This is a genomic window from Rhizosphaericola mali (assembly GCF_004337365.2).
Lineage (GTDB): Bacteria > Bacteroidota > Bacteroidia > Chitinophagales > Chitinophagaceae > Rhizosphaericola > Rhizosphaericola mali.
In genome coordinates this window covers 2,163,030-2,188,512 of the sequence record NZ_CP044016.1, presented here as the reverse complement: position 1 = coordinate 2,188,512, position 25,483 = coordinate 2,163,030, and the positions used below count along the sequence as shown (strand labels likewise).

General features: G+C 33.9%; 20 protein-coding genes. 3 read left to right on the top strand and 17 right to left on the bottom strand.

What is annotated here, in order from left to right:
• Positions 1-24: 24 nt before the first annotated feature.
• The 3 genes from E0W69_RS09555 to E0W69_RS09545 form a co-directional block, all read right to left on the bottom strand.
• Positions 25-516 (bottom strand): JAB domain-containing protein, encoded by a 492-nt coding sequence (locus tag E0W69_RS09555; RefSeq protein ID WP_131329839.1) that lies wholly within the window; start codon positions 514-516, stop codon positions 25-27.
• 360 nt (positions 517-876) lie between these two features.
• Positions 877-1,212 (bottom strand): hypothetical protein, encoded by a 336-nt coding sequence (locus E0W69_RS09550; protein WP_131329838.1) that lies wholly within the window; start codon positions 1,210-1,212, stop codon positions 877-879.
• 324 nt (positions 1,213-1,536) lie between these two features.
• Positions 1,537-3,015, bottom strand: coding sequence for a site-specific integrase (locus tag E0W69_RS09545; RefSeq protein ID WP_131329837.1), 1,479 nt, complete (start codon positions 3,013-3,015; stop codon positions 1,537-1,539).
• Positions 3,016-3,689: 674 nt separating this feature from the next.
• Between E0W69_RS09545 and E0W69_RS09540 the strand changes: the two genes are divergently transcribed.
• Both E0W69_RS09540 and E0W69_RS09535 read left to right on the top strand, forming a co-directional pair.
• Positions 3,690-4,304, top strand: a complete 615-nt coding sequence (locus tag E0W69_RS09540; protein WP_131329836.1) for a type IV toxin-antitoxin system AbiEi family antitoxin domain-containing protein — start codon at positions 3,690-3,692, stop codon at positions 4,302-4,304.
• The gene (locus E0W69_RS09535) at positions 4,301-5,152 is read left to right on the top strand and encodes a nucleotidyl transferase AbiEii/AbiGii toxin family protein (protein ID WP_131329835.1); all 852 of its coding nucleotides are present in this window, start codon (positions 4,301-4,303) and stop codon (positions 5,150-5,152) included. The genes E0W69_RS09540 and E0W69_RS09535 overlap by 4 nt, the downstream gene beginning before the upstream one ends.
• Before the next feature lie 251 nt (positions 5,153-5,403).
• Here E0W69_RS09535 and E0W69_RS09530 read toward each other — a convergent pair whose 3' ends face one another.
• Positions 5,404-6,633, bottom strand: a complete 1,230-nt coding sequence (locus E0W69_RS09530; RefSeq protein ID WP_131329834.1) for a site-specific integrase — start codon at positions 6,631-6,633, stop codon at positions 5,404-5,406.
• Positions 6,634-6,960: 327 nt separating this feature from the next.
• Between E0W69_RS09530 and E0W69_RS09525 the strand changes: the two genes are divergently transcribed.
• Complete coding sequence (locus E0W69_RS09525; protein WP_131329833.1) at positions 6,961-8,151, top strand: tyrosine-type recombinase/integrase; 1,191 nt, start codon at positions 6,961-6,963, stop codon at positions 8,149-8,151.
• Positions 8,152-8,266: 115 nt separating this feature from the next.
• On the opposite strand, the gene E0W69_RS09520 is transcribed toward E0W69_RS09525, so the two are convergent.
• The 13 genes from E0W69_RS09520 to E0W69_RS09460 form a co-directional block, all read right to left on the bottom strand.
• Positions 8,267-8,923 (bottom strand): hypothetical protein, encoded by a 657-nt coding sequence (locus E0W69_RS09520; RefSeq protein ID WP_131329832.1) that lies wholly within the window; start codon positions 8,921-8,923, stop codon positions 8,267-8,269.
• Between the two features lie 7 nt (positions 8,924-8,930).
• The gene (locus E0W69_RS09515; RefSeq protein ID WP_131329831.1) at positions 8,931-9,215 is read right to left on the bottom strand and encodes a hypothetical protein; all 285 of its coding nucleotides are present in this window, start codon (positions 9,213-9,215) and stop codon (positions 8,931-8,933) included.
• Between the two features lie 63 nt (positions 9,216-9,278).
• Complete coding sequence (locus E0W69_RS09510) at positions 9,279-10,145, bottom strand: peptidoglycan-binding protein (protein WP_131329830.1); 867 nt, start codon at positions 10,143-10,145, stop codon at positions 9,279-9,281.
• Complete coding sequence (locus tag E0W69_RS09505) at positions 10,146-10,694, bottom strand: hypothetical protein (RefSeq protein WP_131329829.1); 549 nt, start codon at positions 10,692-10,694, stop codon at positions 10,146-10,148. It abuts the gene before it with no gap.
• Positions 10,684-11,217 (bottom strand): phage holin family protein, encoded by a 534-nt coding sequence (locus tag E0W69_RS09500; protein WP_131329828.1) that lies wholly within the window; start codon positions 11,215-11,217, stop codon positions 10,684-10,686. The genes E0W69_RS09505 and E0W69_RS09500 overlap by 11 nt, the downstream gene beginning before the upstream one ends.
• Before the next feature lie 89 nt (positions 11,218-11,306).
• Positions 11,307-11,900 carry a hypothetical protein gene (locus E0W69_RS09495; protein WP_131329827.1) on the bottom strand — a complete coding sequence of 198 codons (594 nt, stop codon included), beginning with the start codon at positions 11,898-11,900 and terminating at the stop codon, positions 11,307-11,309.
• A gap of 25 nt (positions 11,901-11,925) precedes the next feature.
• Positions 11,926-13,008 (bottom strand): hypothetical protein, encoded by a 1,083-nt coding sequence (locus E0W69_RS09490; RefSeq protein ID WP_131329826.1) that lies wholly within the window; start codon positions 13,006-13,008, stop codon positions 11,926-11,928.
• A complete protein-coding gene (locus E0W69_RS09485) occupies positions 13,008-14,831 on the bottom strand; it encodes a heparinase II/III domain-containing protein (protein WP_131329825.1) in 1,824 nt (607 codons plus the stop codon). The genes E0W69_RS09490 and E0W69_RS09485 overlap by 1 nt, the downstream gene beginning before the upstream one ends.
• Entirely contained in the window at positions 14,831-16,090 is a 1,260-nt protein-coding gene (locus E0W69_RS09480) for a hypothetical protein (RefSeq protein WP_131329824.1), read from the bottom strand. The genes E0W69_RS09485 and E0W69_RS09480 overlap by 1 nt, the downstream gene beginning before the upstream one ends.
• A 1-nt stretch (position 16,091) precedes the next feature.
• A complete protein-coding gene (locus tag E0W69_RS09475) occupies positions 16,092-17,108 on the bottom strand; it encodes a hypothetical protein (protein WP_131329823.1) in 1,017 nt (338 codons plus the stop codon).
• A gap of 41 nt (positions 17,109-17,149) precedes the next feature.
• The gene (locus E0W69_RS09470) at positions 17,150-18,541 is read right to left on the bottom strand and encodes a hypothetical protein (protein WP_131329822.1); all 1,392 of its coding nucleotides are present in this window, start codon (positions 18,539-18,541) and stop codon (positions 17,150-17,152) included.
• A 4-nt stretch (positions 18,542-18,545) separates the two neighbouring features.
• The gene (locus E0W69_RS09465) at positions 18,546-21,980 is read right to left on the bottom strand and encodes a hypothetical protein (RefSeq protein WP_131329821.1); all 3,435 of its coding nucleotides are present in this window, start codon (positions 21,978-21,980) and stop codon (positions 18,546-18,548) included.
• On the bottom strand, positions 21,977-25,483 hold the full coding sequence (locus E0W69_RS09460) for a hypothetical protein (RefSeq protein ID WP_131329820.1): 3,507 nt from the start codon (positions 25,481-25,483) through the stop codon (positions 21,977-21,979). Before E0W69_RS09460 ends, E0W69_RS09465 begins: the two co-directional genes overlap by 4 nt.

The window sequence follows — 25,483 nt, the reverse complement described above, 5'->3', positions numbered from 1 at the left end:
AGATATAAAAATCAGATGAAGAACTCATAAGAGTCCTTCATCTGCTAAAGATTGATAACTATCTGTGGTAAGAATTAAATGATCTAATAAAGTAATGTCCATTAGCTTTGCTGCCTCCTTTAATTTTTCTGTCATTTTCAAATCGGCTTGGCTTGGAGTAAGGCTTCCACTTGGGTGGTTATGTGCAACAATTAATTTGCAGGAATTACATTTTAAGGCTACCGTAAGTAAGATTCGGATATCAACTATCGTTCCTGTAGAACCGCCCGTAGAACCGTGGAAAACGCCAAGCACTCTGTTGGCATTGTTCATCAAAAGCATTTTAAATGATTCAACAAGTTCCATTTCATTTTCGTTCCATATGGATCTAAACAGTATCAATGCATCTTCCGACTGATTGATTTTAGGCCTTTGTGATGCTTTGATCTTGTTGCGATAGGACAACTGCACTTCTTGTAACTCAGACCAATGGATTTGTTCATTTTCTAATTCTTGGAGGGTGCTGTACTTTTTCATTTTTATACTGTTTTTGTGTAACAGCGACATAAGAAGGTTTGCAAGATGGCTGGCAGAACGTGGAATAGCGGAGCGTAGCGAGCATATGCCGCCGAAAGCTGCCAGCATTCTTGATACAGACCTTCTTAGCTTAGTGAAACAAAAAACAGTATAGAAAAATTGTTCAGTACATTAACACAAGAAAATTACAACTAATTCGTAGAAATGAAAAGATTGGAATAGACTGTAATGCCATTTTTCAAACACAGCACATATTTTGGAATGCATGTTATGAGCCTCGACTATTTAGTCTATAGTACAAATAATATCGAAGCTGATGTGCTAAAAGTATTGCAGTTTAGAACTTATGATAATAACAGTTTAGCGTCTAAAACCTCTACTTTTCTTAGGTTCATCAGGGTCGTCAGTTGGAGGCTGTGAATTACGACGTGGTAATCTTTTTATTCGGGGAGTCAAGTCTGGAATGAGTTCTTTAAATTCTCGACTGATCCAATCTGGAAGGGATAGAGCGGGAAATGCTTTTTTGTTTTTGAAGTTATACTCAAGACTAATATAAGCATTACCCGTTTTTTCCACATTCACAGCAATAAGACCACTAAAGCGATCTTTATATTTATTGAATAAAGTAAATATATTTTCATACATGCTTTGTATAACTTCTGGACTTACTAAATGCTCACCATTTTCTGCTCTCATTTTCGCTCTACTAAACAAAGATGTACATCATCGGTATGGAATAGCACTATTATTATCTCATTTTCAGAATCGATTTGTTTAATTCTTTTTACATAATTGTAATGATGTTCAAACCCAAGAGTGAGCTTATGGCAATATTTTTATTAGAGAAAAGTCTATTATTAAATAAGATTACAAATATCATCTAATTAAAATTTCCATTTTTTTATAAACTAACGGAATTGCTTACGTTATAAGAGAATATTTTCAAGTAAAAGATATGGTAGCATCTATCACTTTAGCTGTGTATGTTAAGGAGATAGATACAACTTTTTAAAATAGCTATCAATCGATAAATTGAAATTTATAAAGCAAACTTTCCACTCGCTCAACATGTTTACTTATATTCTTCTTGCTCACTTTGGCATAGCGTTCTGTTATTCGTACTGAATGATGACCAAGCATTTTACTTACCGTTGCTAATGGAACATCATTTTCCAGTAAAATTGTAGTTGCAAATGTATGACGGCCAACATGACTATGCAAATCATGGTCAATACCGACCTTACTAGCAATAGCTTTCAAGAGTTTGTTATAATATTGGGCACTAAAGACGGGGAATATAAAACCATAGTTTACCCGTTTCGGATGGTTTTCATATTTGCAAATGATATCCGCAACGATTTTCATGACTGGAACTGTTTCAGTTCGTTCAGTTTTTCTTCTTTTAATAGATAGCCATTGTTTACCGTCTATTCCTATGATAAGATTGGTCGTTTTTAGTGCCGCCAATTCTGCATAAGCATAACCAGTAAAGGTTTCTACAAGAAATGCATCTTTCGCTAGTTCCTCGCTGCTATTCAAGTTGTCAGCATTTATGAGTTTTTGTATGTCATCCATAAATACGGCATCGGGTTCAGGTTCTTTATAAGTACATTTATAAGATTTCAATGGATTGACAGTAATCCATTCACTCGTAACTGCTCGGTCAAGTACTTGTTTGAAATTCTTGATGTGCTTCATACTATTGTTATTGCCACATGCTGCCACAACAGTTAGGTAGTCATATAATTTTTCACCAAACTTGAGTTTGATTTCAGTGAGGGTGATACTATTACGTTTATAATGGTACGTCGTGAAATTCAATAGTTTTTGCTTTGTATCCAACCATTTTAGATAAGTTGAAAATTTGCGCTTACCTGCCATAACTTTGCGTAAAAATTGCAATAAAAACTCATTTATAGCATCTTGTATTGTTATAGTATCCTTTTGAACAGAATTGAAATGCCTGTTTGAGCGTTCTTCTATTTCTTCAATTTCTTGTCTGATTTTGTTTTGTTCTTTGTCTAATACAGATAAATGATACTCCCTAGATGATTTGGAAACATAGATTTCGGCTTTTTTACATTGCTTGAAATGTAAAGAACTTTTTTTTGTCAACTCATGTATATGTTTTTCAAGTTCAAATTCCTTTAAATCTTCCTTAAAATCTTTTTCTTCCTTGATTTTAGGCTGCGGCCTATAGGCTCTAACAACCATTTCGGCAGTTACGTATTTTTCTTTACTACAAAGTAGAATGTACAGATAGCCAATTTCCTGGTTTATTTGTGACAAGACATTATTTGCAGGAATAGAAAGACTTTTGGCTCCTCCCGTGACTAGTTTCAATTTATTGTTCCAATGCTGTGGAAATACAAAAAGTCCTGTGGAAAAATCTTTTCTTTCTCCATTGATCCTGATACGTACCCAAATAGGGTATTTACCGTCCTTTCTTTCTTTTTTACGGGACAGATAATAAAGTGGTCTCAATTGTTCTTGGGCCATGCTTACCAAGTTTAAAAAATGAACAATTGTGCTAAAGAATTTATGAGAATGGAGCACTTGTCTCCATGCATGTTGTAAAAGTAGGTCCCCTTTTAGGTCCCCCAATAGGTCCCCTTTTTGCTTTAATTCGATTTTATCGAATTTTATCGCTTTTCTTGTAAAACCTTGATTTCTAATTGGTTTATATACAAAAACACGCTAAAATTTAGCGTGTGCTGTGATCCCGCTGCGACTTGAATGTTATTTTATAATATATTGAAAATTAATTTTTTATAAATCGATGAATGGCCAATTTTTATAACTTTCATTTTAAAAAAAATCGATGCATTGTCTAAAATTGTCTATGGAAATATAAAGCTACTTACCATAAATAAAGCATGGAAAATTAATTATTTTACCATGATCGATAGTTAATGTATCTCCTGTATCCCCAGAAATCAAAGTCTTTCCAGAAAAATTGCCATCGAACGTTCCATTTGAAATGGATGTTACATTTAATTCAATAGTACTTTTACTAAGGCCTAAATGATTATCAGAATGAGTTCGTTAATGTTACTTGAGCTGTGACATTGTTCATTCGTCAAACCGATTATTTGTGATTATTTATATAGATAATCGGTTTGTTTCCGATTATGTGTTTTTATTTTTACATTTGCATTGTGTCAATAGAACAAATGATATTACCATTTCAATCGCAACCCATTTCGCATCAAGTATTGATGAGTTTACTGAAAGATTATAAGCGTCCAAATGATAAAATTAATGAATTGGTTAAAGATGATAAGTTAATTCCCTTAAAACGTGGCGTATATATATGGAATAGCGCTCAACAACCAGAAAACTTTACAATTGCGAATGCTTTATATGGGCCTAGTTATATTTCTGTTGAATCTGCTTTATCATTTCATAGTATAATTCCAGAACAAGTATTTGGTATTACGAGTATGACAACAAAGCAATCTAAAGTCTTTGATAATCGTATTTGTCGTTTTGAGTATAAACATCTTACAACGCCTTATTTTTCCTTTGGTATAAAGCAAGAAAAATTGAGAGAAGATCAGTTCGCTTTGGTGGCTTGCAGTGAAAAAGCTTTGTTTGATAAAATAATAACCACTTCTGGTATATTGTTTAGAAGTGAACAAGCAGCATCTGAGTTTCTATTAGAAAATATGCGAATGGATGAAGAACAATTGAAATCTTTTGATATTGAGATGATGCAATCATGGATTATAGATGCTCCAAAGAAAGAATCGCTATCATTTACCATTAAAGCAATTGAAAAACTATGATTAAAGATTGGCTAGATAGTTATCATCCTAAAACGCAATACGACTATACACAGGCGCTTCGGGAAATTATGCAGCAGGTTGCTTTAGCAGGCTTATATCGTGGTGGATTTTTCGAAAAAGCGGCTTTTTATGGAGGTACGGCACTTCGCATATTTTATAGACTAGATAGGTTTTCGGAAGATTTGGATTTTTCTCTATTGGTCAGTGATGAAGACTTTCATTTAGACAATTATTTGAAAGCGATAGAGGAGGAGTTTAAAGCACAAGGAATGATTGTATCAATTAAAACAAAAATAAAATCAAAGCAATCAGACGTTGAATCTGCTTTTTTGAAATCTGAAACTTTGTGGAGTGAATTAATATTGGAAACCGTTGTACCCCAATTGGGTTTACGAAATACAGTTGGCGTCAAAATAAAAATTGAAGTTGATACGCAACCTCCATTGGGTTTTGAAACGGAAGAAAAGTTGTTGTTGCAACCATTTTCATTTTACGTAAAATGTTTTCAAATTCAGGATCTTTTTGCCGGTAAAACGCACGCATTGTTATTTCGAAAATGGAAGAACAATGTGAAAGGTCGTGATTGGTATGATTTGGAATGGTATATCCGTAGAGGTACGCCTTTAAACCTAAATCATTTTTTACTTAGAGCCCAAGACAGTGGTGATTGGAGTAAATCAACAATCACAGAAGATGAATTTCGAGAGCTTTTAGATCAGCAGATTGATGAGGTAAATATGGATATGGTAAAGTCGGATATTATTCGATTTATTCCAGGTCCAAAAGTGTTGGATATTTGGTCAAAACAATATTTTCATGATTTGGTGACGTTGTTGAAAATATTGTAATATTTAAATCTTTTACATAAAATAATTGGCATGTAGGAAATTTATATAAATCGTACTTTATGGTTATTAATTCAAAATATTTAGGATTTGAATAAAAATTGTTAAAACGTTTTCTTTATTAAGTAATCGTACTGATTAATTTTCGTAAAAGATATCAATACTTAATGAAAAGAAATGTCCAGTTTTTTATAATATAAACTGGACATTTCTTTTATATATTTTGTTATGGAAATAATAGATATATCTAAATTTTATTTAAATAAATTATCCATTTTATTTGCATAGTCTATAATAAAATCATCGGTAAATCCAGCTAGGTAATTATCCGTAACACTAACAGTACTATGTCCTAGATTATCAGATACTAATTTGATAGGCGCTCCAAGATTAAGTAAAATAGTTGCATAACTATGACGTGCACTATAGGTAGTTATATCTCCACTAAAGCCAATTTTTTGAGCTATTTTTCTCATTTGCGCATTGATAGAATGACTGACTATTCGGGTTTTTTCTTTTGTTTGAAAGGGAGATAAACTATCATTTAATAAGGGGAAAATATAACTATTTTCATTTTCCATTGGAATGCTCCATTTGTTTATTATCTGTCGAACAGGCGCACTTATTGCTACCTTGATGTATTTTGGATTACTTTTATAGGTTCGTAAGGTTTTAAGTCGTTGAAATACAAAAATATTTCCTTGCATATTTTTGTACTTAAGATGACAAATGTCGGCTACATTCATACCATTACAATAAAAACTGAACAACCATATATCTTTGTAAAATTCCATTAGTTTGTCTGATTCTGTGTCAAACGAAATGATTTGTTTTATCGTTTCAATTGATAGTGCCTTTTTTATATTTCGACCTGTAGGTATTGTATATTTTCCTTTTGTAAAAGGATAATCATTTAGAGAATAGTTCTCGTTTCTTATTTCTCGATTTATAATAGCTCTTAATGGTCTGATATAAATACCGACCGTAGTAATCGAAAGTCCTTTATTAATTATATATTTTTCAAATTTTTCAAGAAATAGTGGAGTTACATCGTCAAAGCGCAAATTTGATTTGTATTTTAAAAGGGCAGAGATCGAACATTCATATAAATTAGCCGATCCAAATCGCTCTTGTGCATTTAATTCTTGTATAAATTCCCTATAAGCATATTCAACATTATGTTTATCTGGCCTTTTAGGAAAATATGCTTTTTCAAAATTAAAAAATGTAAATCTATCAATTTTATCGATGCAATTTTGTGCACTTACTTCTAGTTCTTTAAATTTTTGTTTGATCCTTAATAGCGTATTTGGCGTTCTCTTTTGGTGAATACAATTCCATTCATATTCAGAAATATTCACATTGGTATTATAGTATTTACGTTCTCTATTGAAAGTAACTTTCAACTTTACAGGAAAGGTATTGTCTTTTTTTATCCTACGTTTATCTAAAAATACTTCGCAAGACGCTACTATTTTTTTCATTTTACTATAGTTAAAATTTGATACACAATTTGATACACAAAATGGATTTTAAGTCACAAATAATTAACTACAAAAAAAGACTATTATTTTCTACATACCAATACCATCAAGGCTTCTAGGTAATAACATTTAACAATATTAAATGACTTAAACTATAATTTTTCGGTCTCTTAATCAGTGGGTCTGGAGTTCGAGCCTCCACGGGGACACAACTTAAAAGGCTGTAAACCAGCAAATTAGCAGCCTTTTTCTTCTATTAATTATCAGCATTTTTTTTAACGTTAACACAGCCGTTAACAAAACGGTTATGTTTTAATTCAAATTAAAATGCAAACAACATTACCATCAGGATGTAAAGTTTCGAATTTTACTGTTCATCCTAAAGACTGGAAAACTACCAAAGATTATTCTGGAACTTGGTATATCTCTTACCGTTTTCATGATCCCAGACAACAAGAAGAAAAGAAGAAAACTAAGCAAGTTATTATTAAAGGTATGAATCAAGCAATTGATGTTGTTGAAAAACGTCGATTGACAAAAGCTATTCTAGCGGATGAGGAATACAAAATCAAAACGCTTGGTTACAATCCTATTACAAATCAAATTCCACAATCTTCAAAAGGTATTATAAATAGATATGATACATTCATAGATTGTCTTGAATTCGCTCAAAATAGTATTAATGCTGAAGGACGCACTAAAACGGATATAGAATCTGTCATTAAATATGTAAAAGAAGCTATAGTTCATTTTTCAATGGCCAGGTTACAGATTTGTGATGTAGATATTTCTCACATTAAAATAATTCTGAATTATTTGTATCAAAGCCGCAAATGGTCAAACAATACATATAATGTGTATCGATCCTATTTAATGATTTTGTTTAAAGAACTTCGCGAATATGGAGTTGTGAGTTATAATTACCCTAGAGATCTTGCAAAAAAGAAAACCATCAAAAAGGCTAGATTACTTCCAACAAATGAACAAAGAATAAAAATCTCAAAATATTGGAAAGAATATGATTATCGCTTTTGGTTGTATATGAATATCTTTTTTCATTCAGGAGGACGTTCCGCTGAATTTAGGAGATTACAACTAAAAGATATCAATCTTGAAAATCAAACTTACAAAGCTGTTATATTAAAAGGTAAAACTCCAAAAGAAGTATGGAAACCAATAAAAGATATTGCTGTTAAATATTGGGTTGAATATATAGGTAACGCAACGAATAAAGAATTGTATTTTTTATCGCAACGCTTTTCTCCTGGAGTCAAACCTTTATCGGATGGACATATTACAAAACATTGGCGTAGGCATATAAAAACAAAACTTGGTGTTGAAGTTGATTTTTATGATTTAAAAAGATTGAATACAGATGAGGTTGCCGCTAGCTTATCACTTCAAGATGCTAAGGTGATGGATTCCCACGATTCAATTTCTACAACAAAAATTTATGCATTGAATGAAGAGTTAAGGGCAATGGAAAGAATTAAAAAGGTTGCGAATGAATTTCAATAAATAAGCCCCGATGGAAATCAGGGCCGCAAACTAAAACTAACTGTTTATGAGAAATTGACTACTTGTCGCAAAGGTAACAACTCCCAATAAAAAAGCCCCAATTAAGGGGCTAAAATTATTCCTTTTCAATTGAAAGTATAGATTTAATGGAATCAGTTTCAATTTTATATTTTCGCCCAGATTCTTTAAGTAAACGATTATATGATTTTAAAATAATATGAAAAGAATCCGATGCTTTATTAAGTTCAATTAATTTTGAATTACATGTATTAATTAAATTATTATATCTATCTACTAATGTTCTATAATCAGAATTTAATTTATTAAAGTCCTTATTTAATTGAATATTTGAATTTTTCTGTGATTCTAAACTATCTTTCCAATCATTATGTAAGTATTCTACAAAACTTAGATAACCTGATTGCTTTTTATTTATAAAATTAAATTTGAAACCATATTCTTTTATAGCGTCATTCATTATTTCCTTATAAACTTCTAAGGTATCAGATTGTTTGTATAAAAAATTTGTTACTGATATTAAATCTTGTATTGAAACATTCTTACCATTTAAAGTGGCGCTATCATGAAGTACCGTATATTTAATAGCGGTGTCTTTACTGCTATTTTTTTGATATGACAGGATTGTTTTATCTCTGTTATTTACTTGGATATTTAGTTTATAATTATAAATAGAGAGTATTATAATTGATACACACATTGCAATAAATGCCAATAATATCAATAAGGCTATATTAATTTTTTTCTTTTCCATATTATTACTATTCCTTTGTGGATTTGTTTAGAATAGAGTCAATTTGCTTCTTGGAATAAGTTTCACTTGCCGATTGGCACTCTTTTAGGTCTCTTTGAAGATCACTAATTTTTTGCTGGTTATCAGAATCAGATTTCATTCTGTCGAGTTTATTATTCATATTTTCAACCCACATTCCTGCTGAAAATGAAAGTGAAATTAAACCTATTAATAACCCTCCAAGAGATAGCCAATTGTCTTTTATATAATCCCAAAAGCCTTGACTTGATGCTTTATTAGTAGCTTTAGCCATACTTTACAATTGTAAATTTCTGCTAAATATACGTTTGGAATTATTAAAAACAATTATGAAAGCTTATATATACAAATGCACTACATCATCCGCAAAATAATCATGTGCTGCATGTTCGCATAAGACCGCCCGATCTTCACATCTAATAACTAGCCCAGGGAAACGAGAAATTTCGCCATTATTCGCAATACCATCCCACCAGCGTTTCATTGATCTGTATTGTTTTGCCATTTCTTTATAATCTGCATTTTGGATAGCTGGTTTCAATGCTGCCATTTCAACGCGCGTCGTACCCACAAGAGAAGCTCCACGATTGAAAACAGTATCAACAATGGTTCCGGTTGCATCTGGAAACAAATATTGCAAACCTGGGTAAGTATTGACAGCTTCTTTTGCAAATCGGAAAAGCGTTCTTTCAAGAAATACTTGTTTTGCGTCATCGTAAGGAATGGAAATATCTTTGATCGTAGATAGTTTGGCTTTGGCAGCATCGCCTTTCAATCCAGCAACTGATTGCAAACGCTTCAATGTATTGGCGTCAACCAAATCTCCCCAATCTGCAGCTATTTGAGAAGCTGTATTATAACCAAGGTCATAACCTATACCAATCGTTAAACCAGATCCTCCACCAGGAAATGTCGGAAACCGATACTTTTGATTGTATTGAGCTATTGATCCAATTTCCGCTGGTATTGTTAATTTGTCAATGGCTGCTTTGGAAACTACAAGATCGATCAACCCTTTTGGAACTTGAGGAAATAAGGAACGTATAGTTTCAGGACCTGCAACTCCATCAATACCCAGATCCATTGCTATTTGGTAAGCCTTCACCGCTGCTTTCGTCGCTGGTCCATAATTGTTGTAAAGTGCTTTGCTAGTAGTCCAAAAGCCTAGCTCCTTTAATCTTTGTTGTATTTCTATTGGTTGCATCTAAAGAAATTTTCCTATAAATGAGAAAAGCGGTTTTCTGAATATTATACCTAATGCAATTATGATTACAGCCCACAACGCAATTTTTGCACTTTTTAAAAGTTTGTTTTGGTCTGATAAGCTAGTATTTAAACCTTTAATTTGAGCTGCTTGTAATTCTGAAAGCTGCTTATAATAATTAGCGGAATCTTGAGCTATATTTAAAGCTCGTTTATCAGTAACATAAGCGGTTCGATTGAGATATATAGTGTCTGTTTTATGATAGTAAATTGGCTTATATGTTGTTACATAAACCGTATCATGTTGAACATTGATTACAATACTATCTTTGCCATTAACAATACTGTCTTTACCTGGTACTAAAACTGGTGTAACTAAATTAACTAAAGTTGTATCATTTGTGCATGGGTTATCAATAGCCCATACACGCCCAACTTTATCGGTTGCACTTTTAGAATCCAATACTTTTTTAGTTGCTTTTTGTAAGGACATGCAACTGGCAATACATAGTATTAAGCCTAATGATATCCATAGATTTTTATTCTTCATCGTGCTTAATTTTTGGATTAATAATTTGATCAGGTAGATGTTTCGCTTTTTCTTCTATCGTATCTTGCCAAGCATTGGTGATACCTGACAATTTGAGTAAATATGTGTAATGAGGCCATCCCTTAGCTCCATTTTTTAGCATACAGCTTATTTCCCATAGACAGATAAATAGTGTAACAACACCCATTATATAGAACTTTTCATACGGAAAGTTGACCTTAACTATGACTTCAAAAATCCAAGCAAGGAAAACACATAAACCATCAACTATAAAATGTTCCATGAATCCCCAAAAGAATTTTTTAGGCTGAAACTTTTCTCCAGTTTTTACAGCTGCTCTAGCACCTACAGCCATATTTAGAAATATAACTATGAGTAAACAAACAAGCATTTCAATAAGGTTGGTAAATGGTAACCATAAGAATAGTAAAGCTTTGGTGATAAAACCTCCGATTCCAGCATTTTTAATGCTTTCAGGAAAGGCTCTTAAAAAATAGGTAATGTATGTGAGTAAATTTTTCATGAGAGAATTTTGAATACTAACAAAATTAGCCTAAATGCTAATATTATTAGTATTTAGGCTAAAAGATTTTTGGCTATCCATTATGTTTTCTACAGAAATGGAATAATTGTAAGTATTACACAAAGTACGATACATATCACATGTGCTCTTGGGATATCTTTTCGACTATTTTTCATAAACCATAAAACCGATTGTATCTGATCACCAGCACTGATATCACTTTTATAATTCCAAGCCTTACCGCGTAGTAAGTTTAGAACAATGTCAAAGAATGCCCATCTTGTCAAAATACTATAAACAATTGCATAACCGACCAACAATACAGACGATGTTGTGATAAATGCAATAAGTCCAGGAATAATCAAAGACGCTAAAACATAAATAGCGGCTTCTTTCCCATGATCGACCGCACTGTTTACTCCATTTTCAACAATGACAACTTTGCCGGCATTGATTTGCTTTGCATCATAAAAAGCATTACCCACTACGAGAAAAACCAACAATACATCAGTCAATACAAAACCTAGAGGTGTAATCAATTTTACATCAACGGTTTTAAATTGATCCGGAATTTCTGACAAGGGAACAGAATCTGCAGCATTAAACCACTCGACTAATCCGTAAACACTTAGTAACAATAATGTTACATACAAGGCATATTTTGCCCAACTTGGAATTTTCATTTTATTTGAATTTATTGTTTAAAAATTATTGAGTTACACCCGATACAATTACAGTTACGCCTTTACCTTTTATAGTAGTTACAGCAGCATCGGACGCACTTGTTCTTGTACCATTTACATTAATTTTTATATAGTCTCCTGTTGATCCTGTATATAAAGTCAATGCCGCTTGAGCAATTAAGAAATTATCTAAATCCGTAGAGCTGGCAAAGGTTCCACTATTTACAGCCAAGATATATGTCCTGCTTGTAAAGGAACTAAAGGTTAATTTTGTGGCGGCACTAACAAATGATACTAATCTTACAGAGGCATTTAGTTTACCAATATCTCCTGTAAGAGTTCCCCCTGTAATATTTGTTAGATATAATCTATTAGGGGTTAATCCCGCTAAGTAGCTAATACTACCTGTAATTTGCCCTGCTATTGCGCACAAATCATAACTTATACTTGTAGTAACTCCATTTAAAGCGGATAAATCCCCATAAATATTTGCGTTTGGAGAACCAAATCCCACCTCTGCAAATGCCTTATTATTCTTAAATAAATTGGCGATATCTCCTAAAACATTCACATTAGAATTAGCCCCATTTAGAATTGAAAAATTAGAAAGTGTTCTAGTTGCAAAAAGAGATAAATCACCGTACAAATCCATATAAGCACCAATAAATGAAACAAGATTGGTCATGTATTTACAAACACTCATATCGAATTTGACATAGATACTTGACTGCGCTGTGCCGCTTTGAGCGAGTAGCATTGGAACGTCCCCCGTTAGAAATCCAATTCCCGCAATTCCGTGCTTATTATCAAAGCTGATCGTAGTCGTTCCTAATGCGAATTTTATAATAAGCCCGACATTCCCTGTTGTTCCGCCGGTAACTGTTTTTGTTGTTCCTAGATTATCCCCGCTCGTTGCGGAGGTCATGAAATATGACCCGTTTGAGAGTGTTATATTAACCGTATAGCCCGATTGTATCGCAAAACGAAGCTGAAATACGACACCATCCACAGAACTAATAACAGGAATATCCAATTGAGAAATAGTTTTTAGCCCTGTACTATTTGCTGATCCTATTAATTTTACTTGAAGTGTATTATTTGTTGCCATTATTGTGGTTTTATTGTTGTAGTTATTACAATAGATTCATTTTTATTAAGCGTAAAATCGAAACAAACTTTTTTAGTAGTTGTGTTGGAAGAATCGTAACTATTAGTCCCTTCATTACTCAACACGCGCGCCGTATATGCTTTTGCATTTGAAAATGAGGTGGCTAAAATGGCTGTATTGCTGCCACTTGTAAGCGTAATAGAACCATCGCCATTTACAACACCAGATCCATAAGTCGACATATTCCATCTAGCGGAAACATCTGTACTACCAACTATAATTGTATCTATAATTTGTAAATACGATCCGTCTATAATATTAATTTCTCTTGTGTAGAATTTTAATTTGTTAGCATTTGGAGCGGTTAAATCTATTACTCCGCCTGCTTTATTTGTCAATTTATTTACTTTAACAATATCGCTAAATCCATCTACAAGTAAGTTCGCCCCATCTAATTGTAAGATGTTATGCGGTTTAATAGAATTCCTGTACACCTGCCATTTATTCGAATACTGTGTATTGTCAGAAGAGTTTATCCCTCCGTTTTCAGAATTTGTATAAGGTTCTGATCCTAAGTCGCAAGCCCATCTAATACCTTTCGATTCGTATACGAAAGTTCCTATGTCCATGTGCGCATGGGATTGGTTACACTTCCCACCTTTAAAACCCAAATAGTGATCCTGATCGGAATCCCATCCCATACGAGCAATAATTACGGGCGTTTCTCCACTTCCATAAAACACATTTTTGGGAGTTGTGACATTGCTATAATTCAATTTTGTTGCAAGAAGAGGTATCATGAATCGAGCATAAGGCTCGTATGTATCATAACCGTTTGCAAGGAATTTAATTTGTAAGTATAAAACCGAAGTATCTGCATTTTTTATGGCATAATAAAAAAGAGCAGGATTAACATCCGTAAAACCTTCAGAACTATCGCCATAATTAAACCCTTTATTAGTAGGACTGTATGTAAATAATTTATATTTCCATGTTTTTTGTAGCCCTGTAAAATCAGACAAATAAAAATCAGTCCCGAATGCACTTTCTAACCCTTGTAATAATAAAAGATGTTGGTTTGTTCCAAAACTCCAATATCCTGGACCTTCTCTATATGTTCCATCGGGTTCGTAAAACCCGGCGGGAATTCTAAGGGTATGCAATAGTTTATTAAGAAAATAGCCGCAAATAGTTGTGTTTACATTGTAGAAAGCGATAGATGCGAGCCCAATACCACAGGAACAGACTTGGTTCCAGTTCGTTTGGTTTGTTGAATAGTCGGATACACTATTAGAATAAATTAAATTTAGGGCATATTTAAATACCGTTGTTTCGATAGTAGTTCTATCGGTCGCGCCAATAGCAGAATACAGCCAATCGTAGCAAATAGAAAATCCTGTTAAGATGGTTGCCGTATCTAACATGTGTGATGTGTGCCAATCGGGGTACGCGCACGCATTTAGCATTTCCGTTACCGCTCTTGTGGCGTACGTCGCCGTCCCGGTGTATTTATAAGCATAAGCTAAAGATGTAAGTCTTTGCGCGAGTGGTGTTGCTGTATATTGTAATATCCTAGTTCCGCTTTCATCCAATTTATATGTAATATTATCGGCTGTTAGGGCGGCGTCTGCAATCGCCATTATTTTTGCATGAAATGTGGCAATTTTAGTATCGCTTCCAACTAAAGAAATAATATTGGAAATATCCCCGCTTTTTAAAAATAAGCGCGGGTGCGCAGCAATAGAACTAAAGTCGATACTATCAGTTATACTTTCTAAATCGTCATCGAATGCAACAATATCTAATATATTTTTAATTGCCATTATAAATTATTTTCAATTTTAAAACCCAAACCTATTAATTGATCCTTTAAATTATCAAGCGCATTATCTGAAAAATTAAGGGAATCGCGAACGTGTACGGTTGTAGCTTCTATATCTTTAGTCACAATGCCTACATTTTCTTGTAGTTTCCCTGTATTAGTTCTCTCCGATAATATCTTACCGTTACTACTAACAACCACAGAACCACGACCAACAGGATCTGCCCAAACTGAAGCTGGAATACTAGAATTTATACTTCCATCCCATCTAATACCCCAAAGGAAATTCCCTACCCCGTCTACTAAAGAATATATATACTCTCCATTTTGAACGGTTGAAATATTATTAATAGCAGCACTATCATTTACCGTTGTTTCAACAGTGGAAATTCTTTTTTTACTAGAAGCTATATCATCTTCATTGGTAGTATCAGAATCATAAGTTGTTCCATCCCATCTTTTTCCCCACAATAAATTGCCTCCTCCATCTACAATAGCGTATATAAATTCTTCATTTGTCAACACACTCAATTGCGAAGAATAAGGTGTTGTTCCATAGCTACCACCTAAAGTCCAAGTAGTTGTTGCTAAATCATAGTTTACAAAACCAATAGAATTTGCAGGAACAGAAACGGCACCATAATTAGTCAGCGTTACAGCCCCATTCGTATTATTTATAAATATTTTAAAAGCATTGCTGGTTGGAGCCGAAACAATTGTTTCATCTGAACTAGCAACAAATCCATTAAAATTCCCTTGTGCTGAAACAGACAATTGGCTTAATGCGTCGTAAAGAGCTGAAATGGATGCGTAATCTGATACATTATTTTGTGCTGTAGATGCATCATAACTATTAGCCTTGTTGCCTATTTTTTCAGCATTCCCCTGTAAAGTATTCGCTTGTGTAGTTACCGTATCAATTAGCCCTTTTAATACAGAAGCTGCCACCTGAGAAACCCCTATCGATGATGAATTATTAGTAAATCCACTATCATCACTAAGAATCTGATCAAGCGGTATTAACGCAACGGCAACTTTACCGTTTGTTGTCTGTACCACTGTGACTGGTAGATTTTCTTGCAATAACTTTTTAGAAGTATCTAAGGAAGCCACACCGCCAGAAATGCCAATTTGTGCGGTATCAACCTTGCTGTTTGTTTTTTCAGCAATTGCTACATCTAGTCCGGCAACGGATTTTGCAGCGACCACTGGAAGGTCTGGATTATTATGCTCAACGATATCTGGAAATGAAATTGCCATATTAACTAAATTGAAGTTTTGCTGAAGAAAATGGATTTACGGCATTTGATCGGTAGACAATACAAGGAACAAGTAATCCTGAATTATTGGCAACATTTATGTTACTCATTTTTGTAAATGCACCTAAAATAGGTAAGGAATCATTCTGAATAACACTATTCAAATCACCAAAAGCTGCCGGATAAATCACATAAGCATATTGATCTGATCCTGTTGTAATACCACTAAATAGAAAGGAAATCCCATCAACTAATTGTGCATTTGTGACGGAACCTTGTGGTAATGTGGACATGTCAAAATTTCCAGATCCCAAATCAGACAAAGTTGTCATTGTAAAATAGACACGATCTTTAAAATTCAAGGATATTGCAGCGGAAGTTGTATCCTGTCCGCTAGCAAATTGAACTTGATTATTTACGACAATCAAGCCACTTTTAGCCTTTGCCAAAATAACTTGTAAAGTTCGGGAAGCCACAATACTACTTAAATTTGCTACAACACTTTCTGTATCCGCCCCTGCCAAAACACTAAAATCACCAGTAACGGATGTTGGCAAAGCCTGTCCTGTTGTCGCTCCAGGATATTTGTAGTATAAAGTAATATCTACCTGTGAACCCTTATCTATTTGGTAGGATCCTCCTGTTGTGTAAGGGTAATTATAAGTAAAGTTCAAAGAGCCGTCATTTTTTTTGACTGAAAAACCTGCTCGAATTTGAGGTTGTACTAGTGTTGTAGAAGATAAATCTAGTGTTGCTTTTCCATCAGTATCCGTAGTTAATCCTGTTCCAAGTTCTATATTACTTCCTCCTGGAGATTCAATTTGTATCCATCTACCGGCTTGAGTTGTGAAATAATTTGGCTTAATTATGGTAGTGTCATCATCTGTAGTATTTGCATCATCCCAGGTATAATAAACTAATTTATTATTTGAGATAACTGAAACTACAATATTTGTAGTCCCTGAAATATTTCTCAAGGAATCAATACTATCAACTGAAATAATATTTTTACCTGTCATTTGCTAACAAAATTAGTATTTAAAAGCTAAATAAATTAGTATTATACATATATAAATTTGAGTGCTGCATAATTGTTTGGTCTTGCTTCGTCTCCACCATTCAATTCCATAGTTCTATACTCTGTTCCGTTTAGCACATTCACATCATTAATAGCCTCTTTACCTGTAAACTTTCCTACAATAATTCCACCTTCTCCCGACGTTGAAGGATTGATATTACCGGTCATTGGATGGAAGTGTGAAAGGTTCTGAGTTGCTTGGAACTCTGATGTTCTTTCTGGACTAATTGCATTTCTAAGAAATAGGCCTGTAAGGTTTGGTGTTCTGAAAATCCCGTTTGCATTAGCTAAGGAATATTTTGCTTGTGTTGCAGCGGATGTAGTCCAACTGGCATAGTCAATTACTTGACTTGTTGGAAGTTTCAATACAAAATCATTATAGAGTCTTGCATACTGACTAACATTCAAATTTGCACCATCCAAGCGAACTCTATTTAATGGAGATCCTCCAGTTATATTTGAGCCATAACTAGCACATTCAAGTCCAACTTGCAAGAAGTTTCCTTGAAAACTATGAATCCTCCATTTTGCTTGTGTAGTTGAAATTTGATGTTTGTAAATAGCTATAAATTCATTCTGATTTATATAAAGCGTTTGACGATCACCATCAATAAAACTAATATTTTGACCAGATGCTGTATTTAATTGAATGTTTTTAGTTGTGCCAATTCCGACCTCTATATAGAGTATTTGATTTGGTGTAATCGTATTTATATCTGGAAGTGTTACTGCAAACAAATCTGGTCCATCTAGTGCCAATAGTTTATTGCCAAAATCAGAACTTGAAACCGTATAATCAGCATTTATAGTTTTCAAAGTGCCAAATCCAATACTAGAACCAGATGTTTCTGGAATACCACCCGTTGAATCATCCGTTTGTTGAGGTACAAATTGAATAAAGAGTCTTTCTCCAACTCCAAAAGCATCGCCAGGATAAGCAAGTGTTATTGTTCCAGAAGTTTTATCCCAGAAATATTGATCATTTACAACCATTGTTCCGCCACCTTCACGCTCGACGATAATATCCCAACCAGCCCAATCATCCATTGTATTTGTGTCAACACCACTATTAAATCCATCTGTTACACCAGCAGTAACCCAAATGGATTCTTTCATCAAATAGGCTCCTTTGTTAGCTGGTACGATTGTAAACGAATCAAATGTTTGTGTTATAGATCCGTCCGTTACTTCGTATATTTTACAGATGTAGTTGGCTATATCTAATCCAGGAAAAGCCCACTCGGTTTGCTCAAGTGGTCCTTGTAATTCTTGTGATTTATATACAACAGTTGGTGATGCTGTTTTATAAAGTGCAACCTTTACGGTATTTTCTGTTGTATATGGTCTAGTGACCAAACTAAAATTAACTGCCATATTATTAATCTTCTTTTAATTCTGTTGAGATTACACCTTCCGCTTGACCGAAAGCAGAAGCATCTAATGTATAAACCGCTGTTTGGTTTGTATCTCCAATTACAGTATCTGAAATATCTAAACCGGCTTTATTGCCATATTGAGAAAGTGTTATCGAATAATAGGACATCGGATATCCTTCTATATCTTGCGCACTGAATTTTGAATCAGACTGTTTTGCATATAAATCGGATTCAATTGCAACGCGATCAAGCAATAGGACTTCATTTAATTTTAAAGCCATCCAATCAGGAACACCATATTGATTTCCGATATATAAAACCTTTGTTGGTGTAGATATTCCCCAAAGCATTCGATTATTATCCTGATCATCTTGATAGGTAGTAAATTCACTTTCCGGTTGTGTTGGCATGAGTAAACCTTCACATCGTAACGATGGTCTCCAACTCGCAAAGTATCCATTCAATCGATTCAAACTATTGTAATATTCAAAAAGTAATGTTTCTGGCCAATCTTCTGCAATATTCATACATTCAGAATATGCCAAACACGTACCATTGGCCATAATAGCCATAACATAAATTCCTTCCTCAAAATCACCTAATGGAATGGATATTTGTTGTTTTTGATATGGTGATGTGAGTGCTGTATCATCAATGTAAGCCGCCATTTTAGTAGAAACAACATTGCTTTCATGATCAAGTATTTGAATTTCTAACGTCGGTAAACCATAAGTAATGAATTGTAAATTGATTGTATCGTTTGTTTGCCATTTCTGTACATACTTAGGTTGTTCCATAAATCTTGTAATACGTTCCCTAAATGGCAATTTGTAGGCATTAGCCGTATGATATTTAGCATTTAAAGTGAACCCATATCTAATAAATTGCACTGGATTCAAATCAGAAATGAATAATGAATTTTGCATACCTTCTGTTATTAATAATCCAGAATCGGATAAATTGAATAATGTGTTTAATTCTGTTTTGGCAGAACATAGAACCTTCCAGGATTGGGTTTCTTCTGTAGCCGGTTTATATTTCATTGTACCTATTGGCAATGCATATAAATCATGTCCATTGTAGGAAAATTTAATCAATCCTTTGGGCGCTGCATTGAAAAGTTCTGTAAATGTCAAAGGAACTTTTGTGGTAAACTCAAAAATATATGGAAGAAATAAAGGATCTGCTAAGGAATTGACAATCTCACTTGCATTTTCTGAAATCGTTTTTCCATTCAAAATAGTAACAAGATTTTGGTTTTTATCCTTACTTGATAAAGTGATGGAATCCGAAGGTAACTGATACAATAACGATCTTAGATAATTTCCATGAGCCAAAACTTGTCTTTTTGGTGTCATGTCCTCTACATTGTAAACCGTATTATCCAATACGCCATTTATTGATGTATAATTAGCGCGTCTAATGGTTCTCAATGGATTATCAAATGTGATTGTAATTAAAGTTGCTGTCTCGTCAATTACATTTTGTGTAACTGAAATGCCAGCAATCTTTTGCGATTCATCGATTGCACCAACTCCATTTATTCCAAGTGAATAGAATGAACCATTATTATTTGCTGATCCAGAAACTGTAAATTTTCTACTAGCAGAAAATACTTTTTGATAGTAGGATAGCAGTGGATATTGTGGATCTAATTCTGTATCTAATGAATAAGGAAACCAAATATAACCACTGTTTGAAAATCTCGCAGATTGAGAGAATGTTTTGTATGTATCCGTCTTTTCGGTATTAATCAGAAATACTTGTGTATCGCCTTCATTATCTGTAGTGTCTGTATCAGATGAACTAGAGGTAGAAGTAAGATTTGCGCGTATAAATTCAATACCAAATGCATCACCGCGATATTTTGACCGAATATCATAGTTTTTTTCAACTGTTGTAACAGGCAGTGTCCAAACTGCTTCTGAATTAAATTCATACTTACCAGATTTGGCGTCATAGTCCTGTGCTGGATAGCCAGAATTGATTGTATTACACAAATAGTCGGTACATGTTTCGACTAAAATAGAAGATACCTCCCCAATATCCAAGATCGTATCACCTCCGTATAAATCCGCTTTTGGCTCAACCCAAAGTACATTATCAATAACCTTGAATCCTAAATTATAAATGGAATTATAGGATTGAAACCAATCGTTAAATGAAGTATTTAGGTAGTAATTCAATAAGGATGATGAATAAGCTGTGTTACGAATAGAATCTCCACAAGTTGCAACAATATTATCGTTTTGTGTAAAGAAATTGCTTTCCGCTGTGAATTTTCCATCAGTCATTTTATTGACTATTGCTTTGAGTAACTGCAATGGAGAAAGTACAACCGACGAAGAATTGATTGCTTTTGAATTGAATGATAATGTGAAATCTGATTGTTTGAATTGAACACCAATTGGCATGGAATAGCCATTTGACGCTCCAGTGGTCTTCATCATCAAAAACACTTTTCCATTTACAGGAACATCAATAGTTTGACTGAGATTAAAACCAACTAATTGAGATTTACTTAAAAGAATCTGTTTTTGTATTTCATATTCTTTCATATCATAACCGGATCCATCAAGCAATGGCCAAGTAACTAAAATAGAAAATCCGTAGACTCTGTTATTTACATAATTTGAATTATAACTTGCTTGTTGGTAAATCATTTGAACAGAAAGGACTCCATTGATATTTACTTTTATATCTTCTTGCAAAGATTGAAAGATAAAGTCTTCCCCATTATACATTTCAGCCGCATTAGGGAAGTTGGCATTTTTTGCGCCAGTATATCCAGTAAATAGAGTAGAATCATTGTAAGTTACACCAACGGAATCTCCATCGTTTTTTTCATACACAGTCGGAATAGAGTAAAAGAATTTATATCCAGTTAAGTATTGAGTAGTTCCATCTTCCGTTTGCTGATAGTAAAATCTATCAAGTAGTAATGTTCCGTCAAACTCAACCTTGCTATAATCCGTTGCGTAGGTGTCGCAAAGGATGTCATAAGCCGTGTCAGCACGTGAAGAAAGATAATCTAAAATACCACCTTCAATAGCGTTTAAGGTAACACCTTCTTTTGGATCATCGGAGTATTTACTTAAATCAATTCGTCCTTTATATTCAAGTTTGTAAATGCCAGTATCTTGCGCCCATTTCAGAATAACAATGTACAGTTCCTCCTCATATCCTTTGCCATTTTGCATATAATAACGCAATACTTTAGCACCATCACCAACAAATTTTAAAGGAACGGTAAAGGATCTTTGTAATGAGAAATAGGTGTCGTTTGTTCCAAATGCAATCTCGACATCTTTCCAGCCGTCTGGAGTATTTGATAATGGAGTTGGTATATTCGTTTTTTGAATAGCAGAACCATCAAAATAGCAGCTCCTATTGGAAGCGTCAGTTATGAAATATAAAAATCGTTTTTTAGGAATCATGCTCTTTTATTTTTACCAAATACTTTACTATTAACATAAGACATCCAACCAAAATCAACCTTGGTACTTACTCGATTGATGATGTTTTGATTATTTCTACCATACATTTTCTCCATTTGTTTTACTTGCCATTTTGCGATATTCCAGTTTTGCGCTTGATCCATAGCTTGAGATCTTTCCGTCATGGAAATAACACCATTCGATAAATAGTCGCTTGCATTATTGGCATAAAGAGAAAATACCTTTTCATCGAGTGGCAATACTTTTGTTGACTTTGGTAAATTCATCATCATTGGTTTGTCTGCAATGAACGATTTCCCACCAGGCATTTGTACCAATTCTTTGTTTTTACCTTCACCGACTATTGCTGGACCTCCTGGATGATTGTCTGTACCTTCCGCATATTCTGGAATTTTGGTAGCAATGACTTTCGCTAATTGAACAGCACTAGTTGCTGTTATTAGTGCGGCACCAGGAATACCTGCTGGCCATCCTAGTTCTGCAAATGTTTTCATTATTGCAGCAGCTGTATTAGTTACAATATTTGCGATACTCATAGCTTTATCAAATTTTGCCTTTTCAACTTCTGCCTTTTTTTGCTTACGGTCATTTTCTTCAGATTGTGCTTGTCTTTCCGATTCAAGTATTTTTAATTTATTGGCTTTGTCAGTTTCGGATAATGTTGAGTTATTTATTTGTGTAACTTCTTTTTCATATCTCTTTTGCTGAGCTGCTTCTAGATTTTCAATTTCAGTAATTTGGTTATCGTATTTAATTCCATTGATAGTTGACAATTTATCTGTTACCCATTCTGTTGCGGTTGCAACCTTAGAAAGTGCATTTGCTATTTTTACAAAATCTTCTCCATTGCCTTGTGAAGCTTTTAGTTTTTTGAGTTCTAATTGTAATTTGTGTATTTTATCAATTAAATCATCTATATATTGTTCATTACCCTTGACAGCATCTTTATCAACTAGGTTTTTATATAAAGCAGATGTTGCATCTAATTGTTCTTGAATATCTAATTTTGTATTTTCTAAAGACCTTTTTTGATATTCTTCTTGGGTAATTTGACCATTTTTATACATGGTCTCTAATTTCAAATTACGAGATATAGAAAAGGATTCTAAGGCTCTTATTCTCTCTTCATAGTTGGATTGCTCAGTTTTTAAAATACCTGATCTAGTTGGCATGGTATTACCTTCAACAGGACTATTATTTATACTGGTAGTAAGTTCCGCTTGCAGTTTATTCAATTCGGTTAAAACTCTTTGACGATTTGCTAAATAGGACGTCCATACTTGTAGTCCGGCTTTGGCATAGGCATTATCTTGTTTCCATAAAGCAGTAACAGCCTCTTGGTTTATTTTTTGAATCTCACCATCGCTCAATTTCTTTTCGGATAATTTATATTTTTGATTGTTAGTAATGATTTTCTTTTCGATATCGTTCCATTTATCCAAAGCTGTTTTGCGAGTATCAATATTGGCAATCTCTAAATCAGAAATTGACTTGTAATATTCGGCTTGCAATTGAAGTTTCTTTTCATTGGCAGCTCTTTGTGCTTCTATATCTTTGTTATATTCTGAACTTGTATCTTTAGTTTTGCCAGTTTTACCACCGCCAGTAGTTACAGCATCGGTTGCAGCATCTCCAGCTTTGGCAAGTTCTATTTGTTGATCATTGAGTAATTTATTGGCTTGAATTTGGTTGTTAGCGCCTTTCATTTTTGCATCGTTCCATTCTTGTTCTGCCTTTTTTAAATTTTTCAAATCTCTAAGTTCTACATCTCGGTATGCTTGGATCGTATTATTATCAGCTGTTAATGATTTTTGAATATTACGACTATTAGCTGCTGATTTATTATAGTCATCTCTGGCTTTCCATAATTTACTCAAAGCAACAGATCCTTTGTCAATATTATCTAAATCTTGTTTTGCCAAAACTTCAATTTTAGCTCCCAATGCACGAGCTTTAGCCGCTGCCCATAATTGTTCAACTAATCCTTTAAGCGTTTTTGTAAATTGTTGGCTCAATAAATCTTCATCACTATAATTTTTAAGTAAAGCTGGATATTCTTGCTTCATTGCTTTAACGGCTGCAAGCCTAGTGGACATTTGAAGGTTTGTATTCGCTGCTGTAGTTGCGAGTTCTTTGAGTTTCGCAATGGATTGAGCAGATGTTTCCATTGAACCCTTGTAGGCGGAGTTTAATTCTTCTTGCGCTTTCTTCAACTCTTCAGCTTTCTTTTTTGCTTCCTCCGCGCCTGTAGCCCAATTCCAAAGTTCAGCACCATGTTTCACCAATAACATAATACCTAATTGCAATACAATTGTCCAAGGATTAAAAGCAGCTTTCAATAGTTGCATAGTGGTCAAATATTCGCCACCAGATGCCTTTGCTTGCTTTTGGGCGTTGGACATTTCCATAAACTCTTGTATAAGATTTGGAAGGTCGATAGCAAGCGCATTAACACCACGAGACATACCCATTAATGCCTCTGATCCAGCATGAACAGTACGCGCAAATGTTTGTCCAAATGCACCAGAAACAGCACTGGCGTAATTACCTACATTACGACGATAAACGCCCATTGATGCATCTATTTTCTTGAGTTCTTCATCAACAGATTGCATATTTTTTAAAATGGTAGTTCCTGTTTCACTTTCTCTTTCTGTTTTAGATAATTGCTTGAAAGTTCTATCCATTTGAAGCAAAACAGCTTGCAATTGATCGTAACTACCCTCAGCGGCAACATTATCTTTGATTTGTGCATTGATTAATTGAGAAGTAGTTCGCATCGTGGCTTGCAATTCCTTTTCCTTTACTGTTAATTCTGCAACACGATCTCTTTTATTAGCTAATTCTTCTCCTGATGAAGCTTGAATTGCACTAACTTGTTTAATTTCCTCACGTACAGCTGTTAATTGCCGTTGCAACTGCTGATAAGCACCAACATTATAAACGACTTCATCCATGCCAGCCCTAAATGCTTGAGCCGATTCATAGGCAGATTGTGCATTTTCTTTATTTGCCGCGGTACTAGTAATAGTTACAGTAATATTTTCTTGTTTGGCGGATGTATTTTGTTGGGTTGACGTCGTATTTTGATCCGTTGAGGAGTTGTCTGAGCCGCTGCTATTGCTAGTATTCTGACCTGTAGATTTTGTGTTATTTACAGAATCCATAGCCGCTTTAACTCTTTGCAAAGCTTCTGCATTCTGATTATTTGCTTCCGCCGCTTTATTTGCTGCATCGGCTTGAGCAAGTATATTTGAATTAAATTTATTGACAGATGTATTTACTGCATCATAATCGCCTTTTAACTTTTGTATAGTCTTTTTAATTTCAAGAGAACTATCTGCAAATTTCAATTCTATACGAGTATCAGACATTTTTGCTACATCCGTAAAAACCTCTTTTAAATCACTTAGAATCTTACGTTTCTGGTTATCTAATTTGTCAACATCAAACCCTAAGTCAATTATATTTTGAGCGCCCAT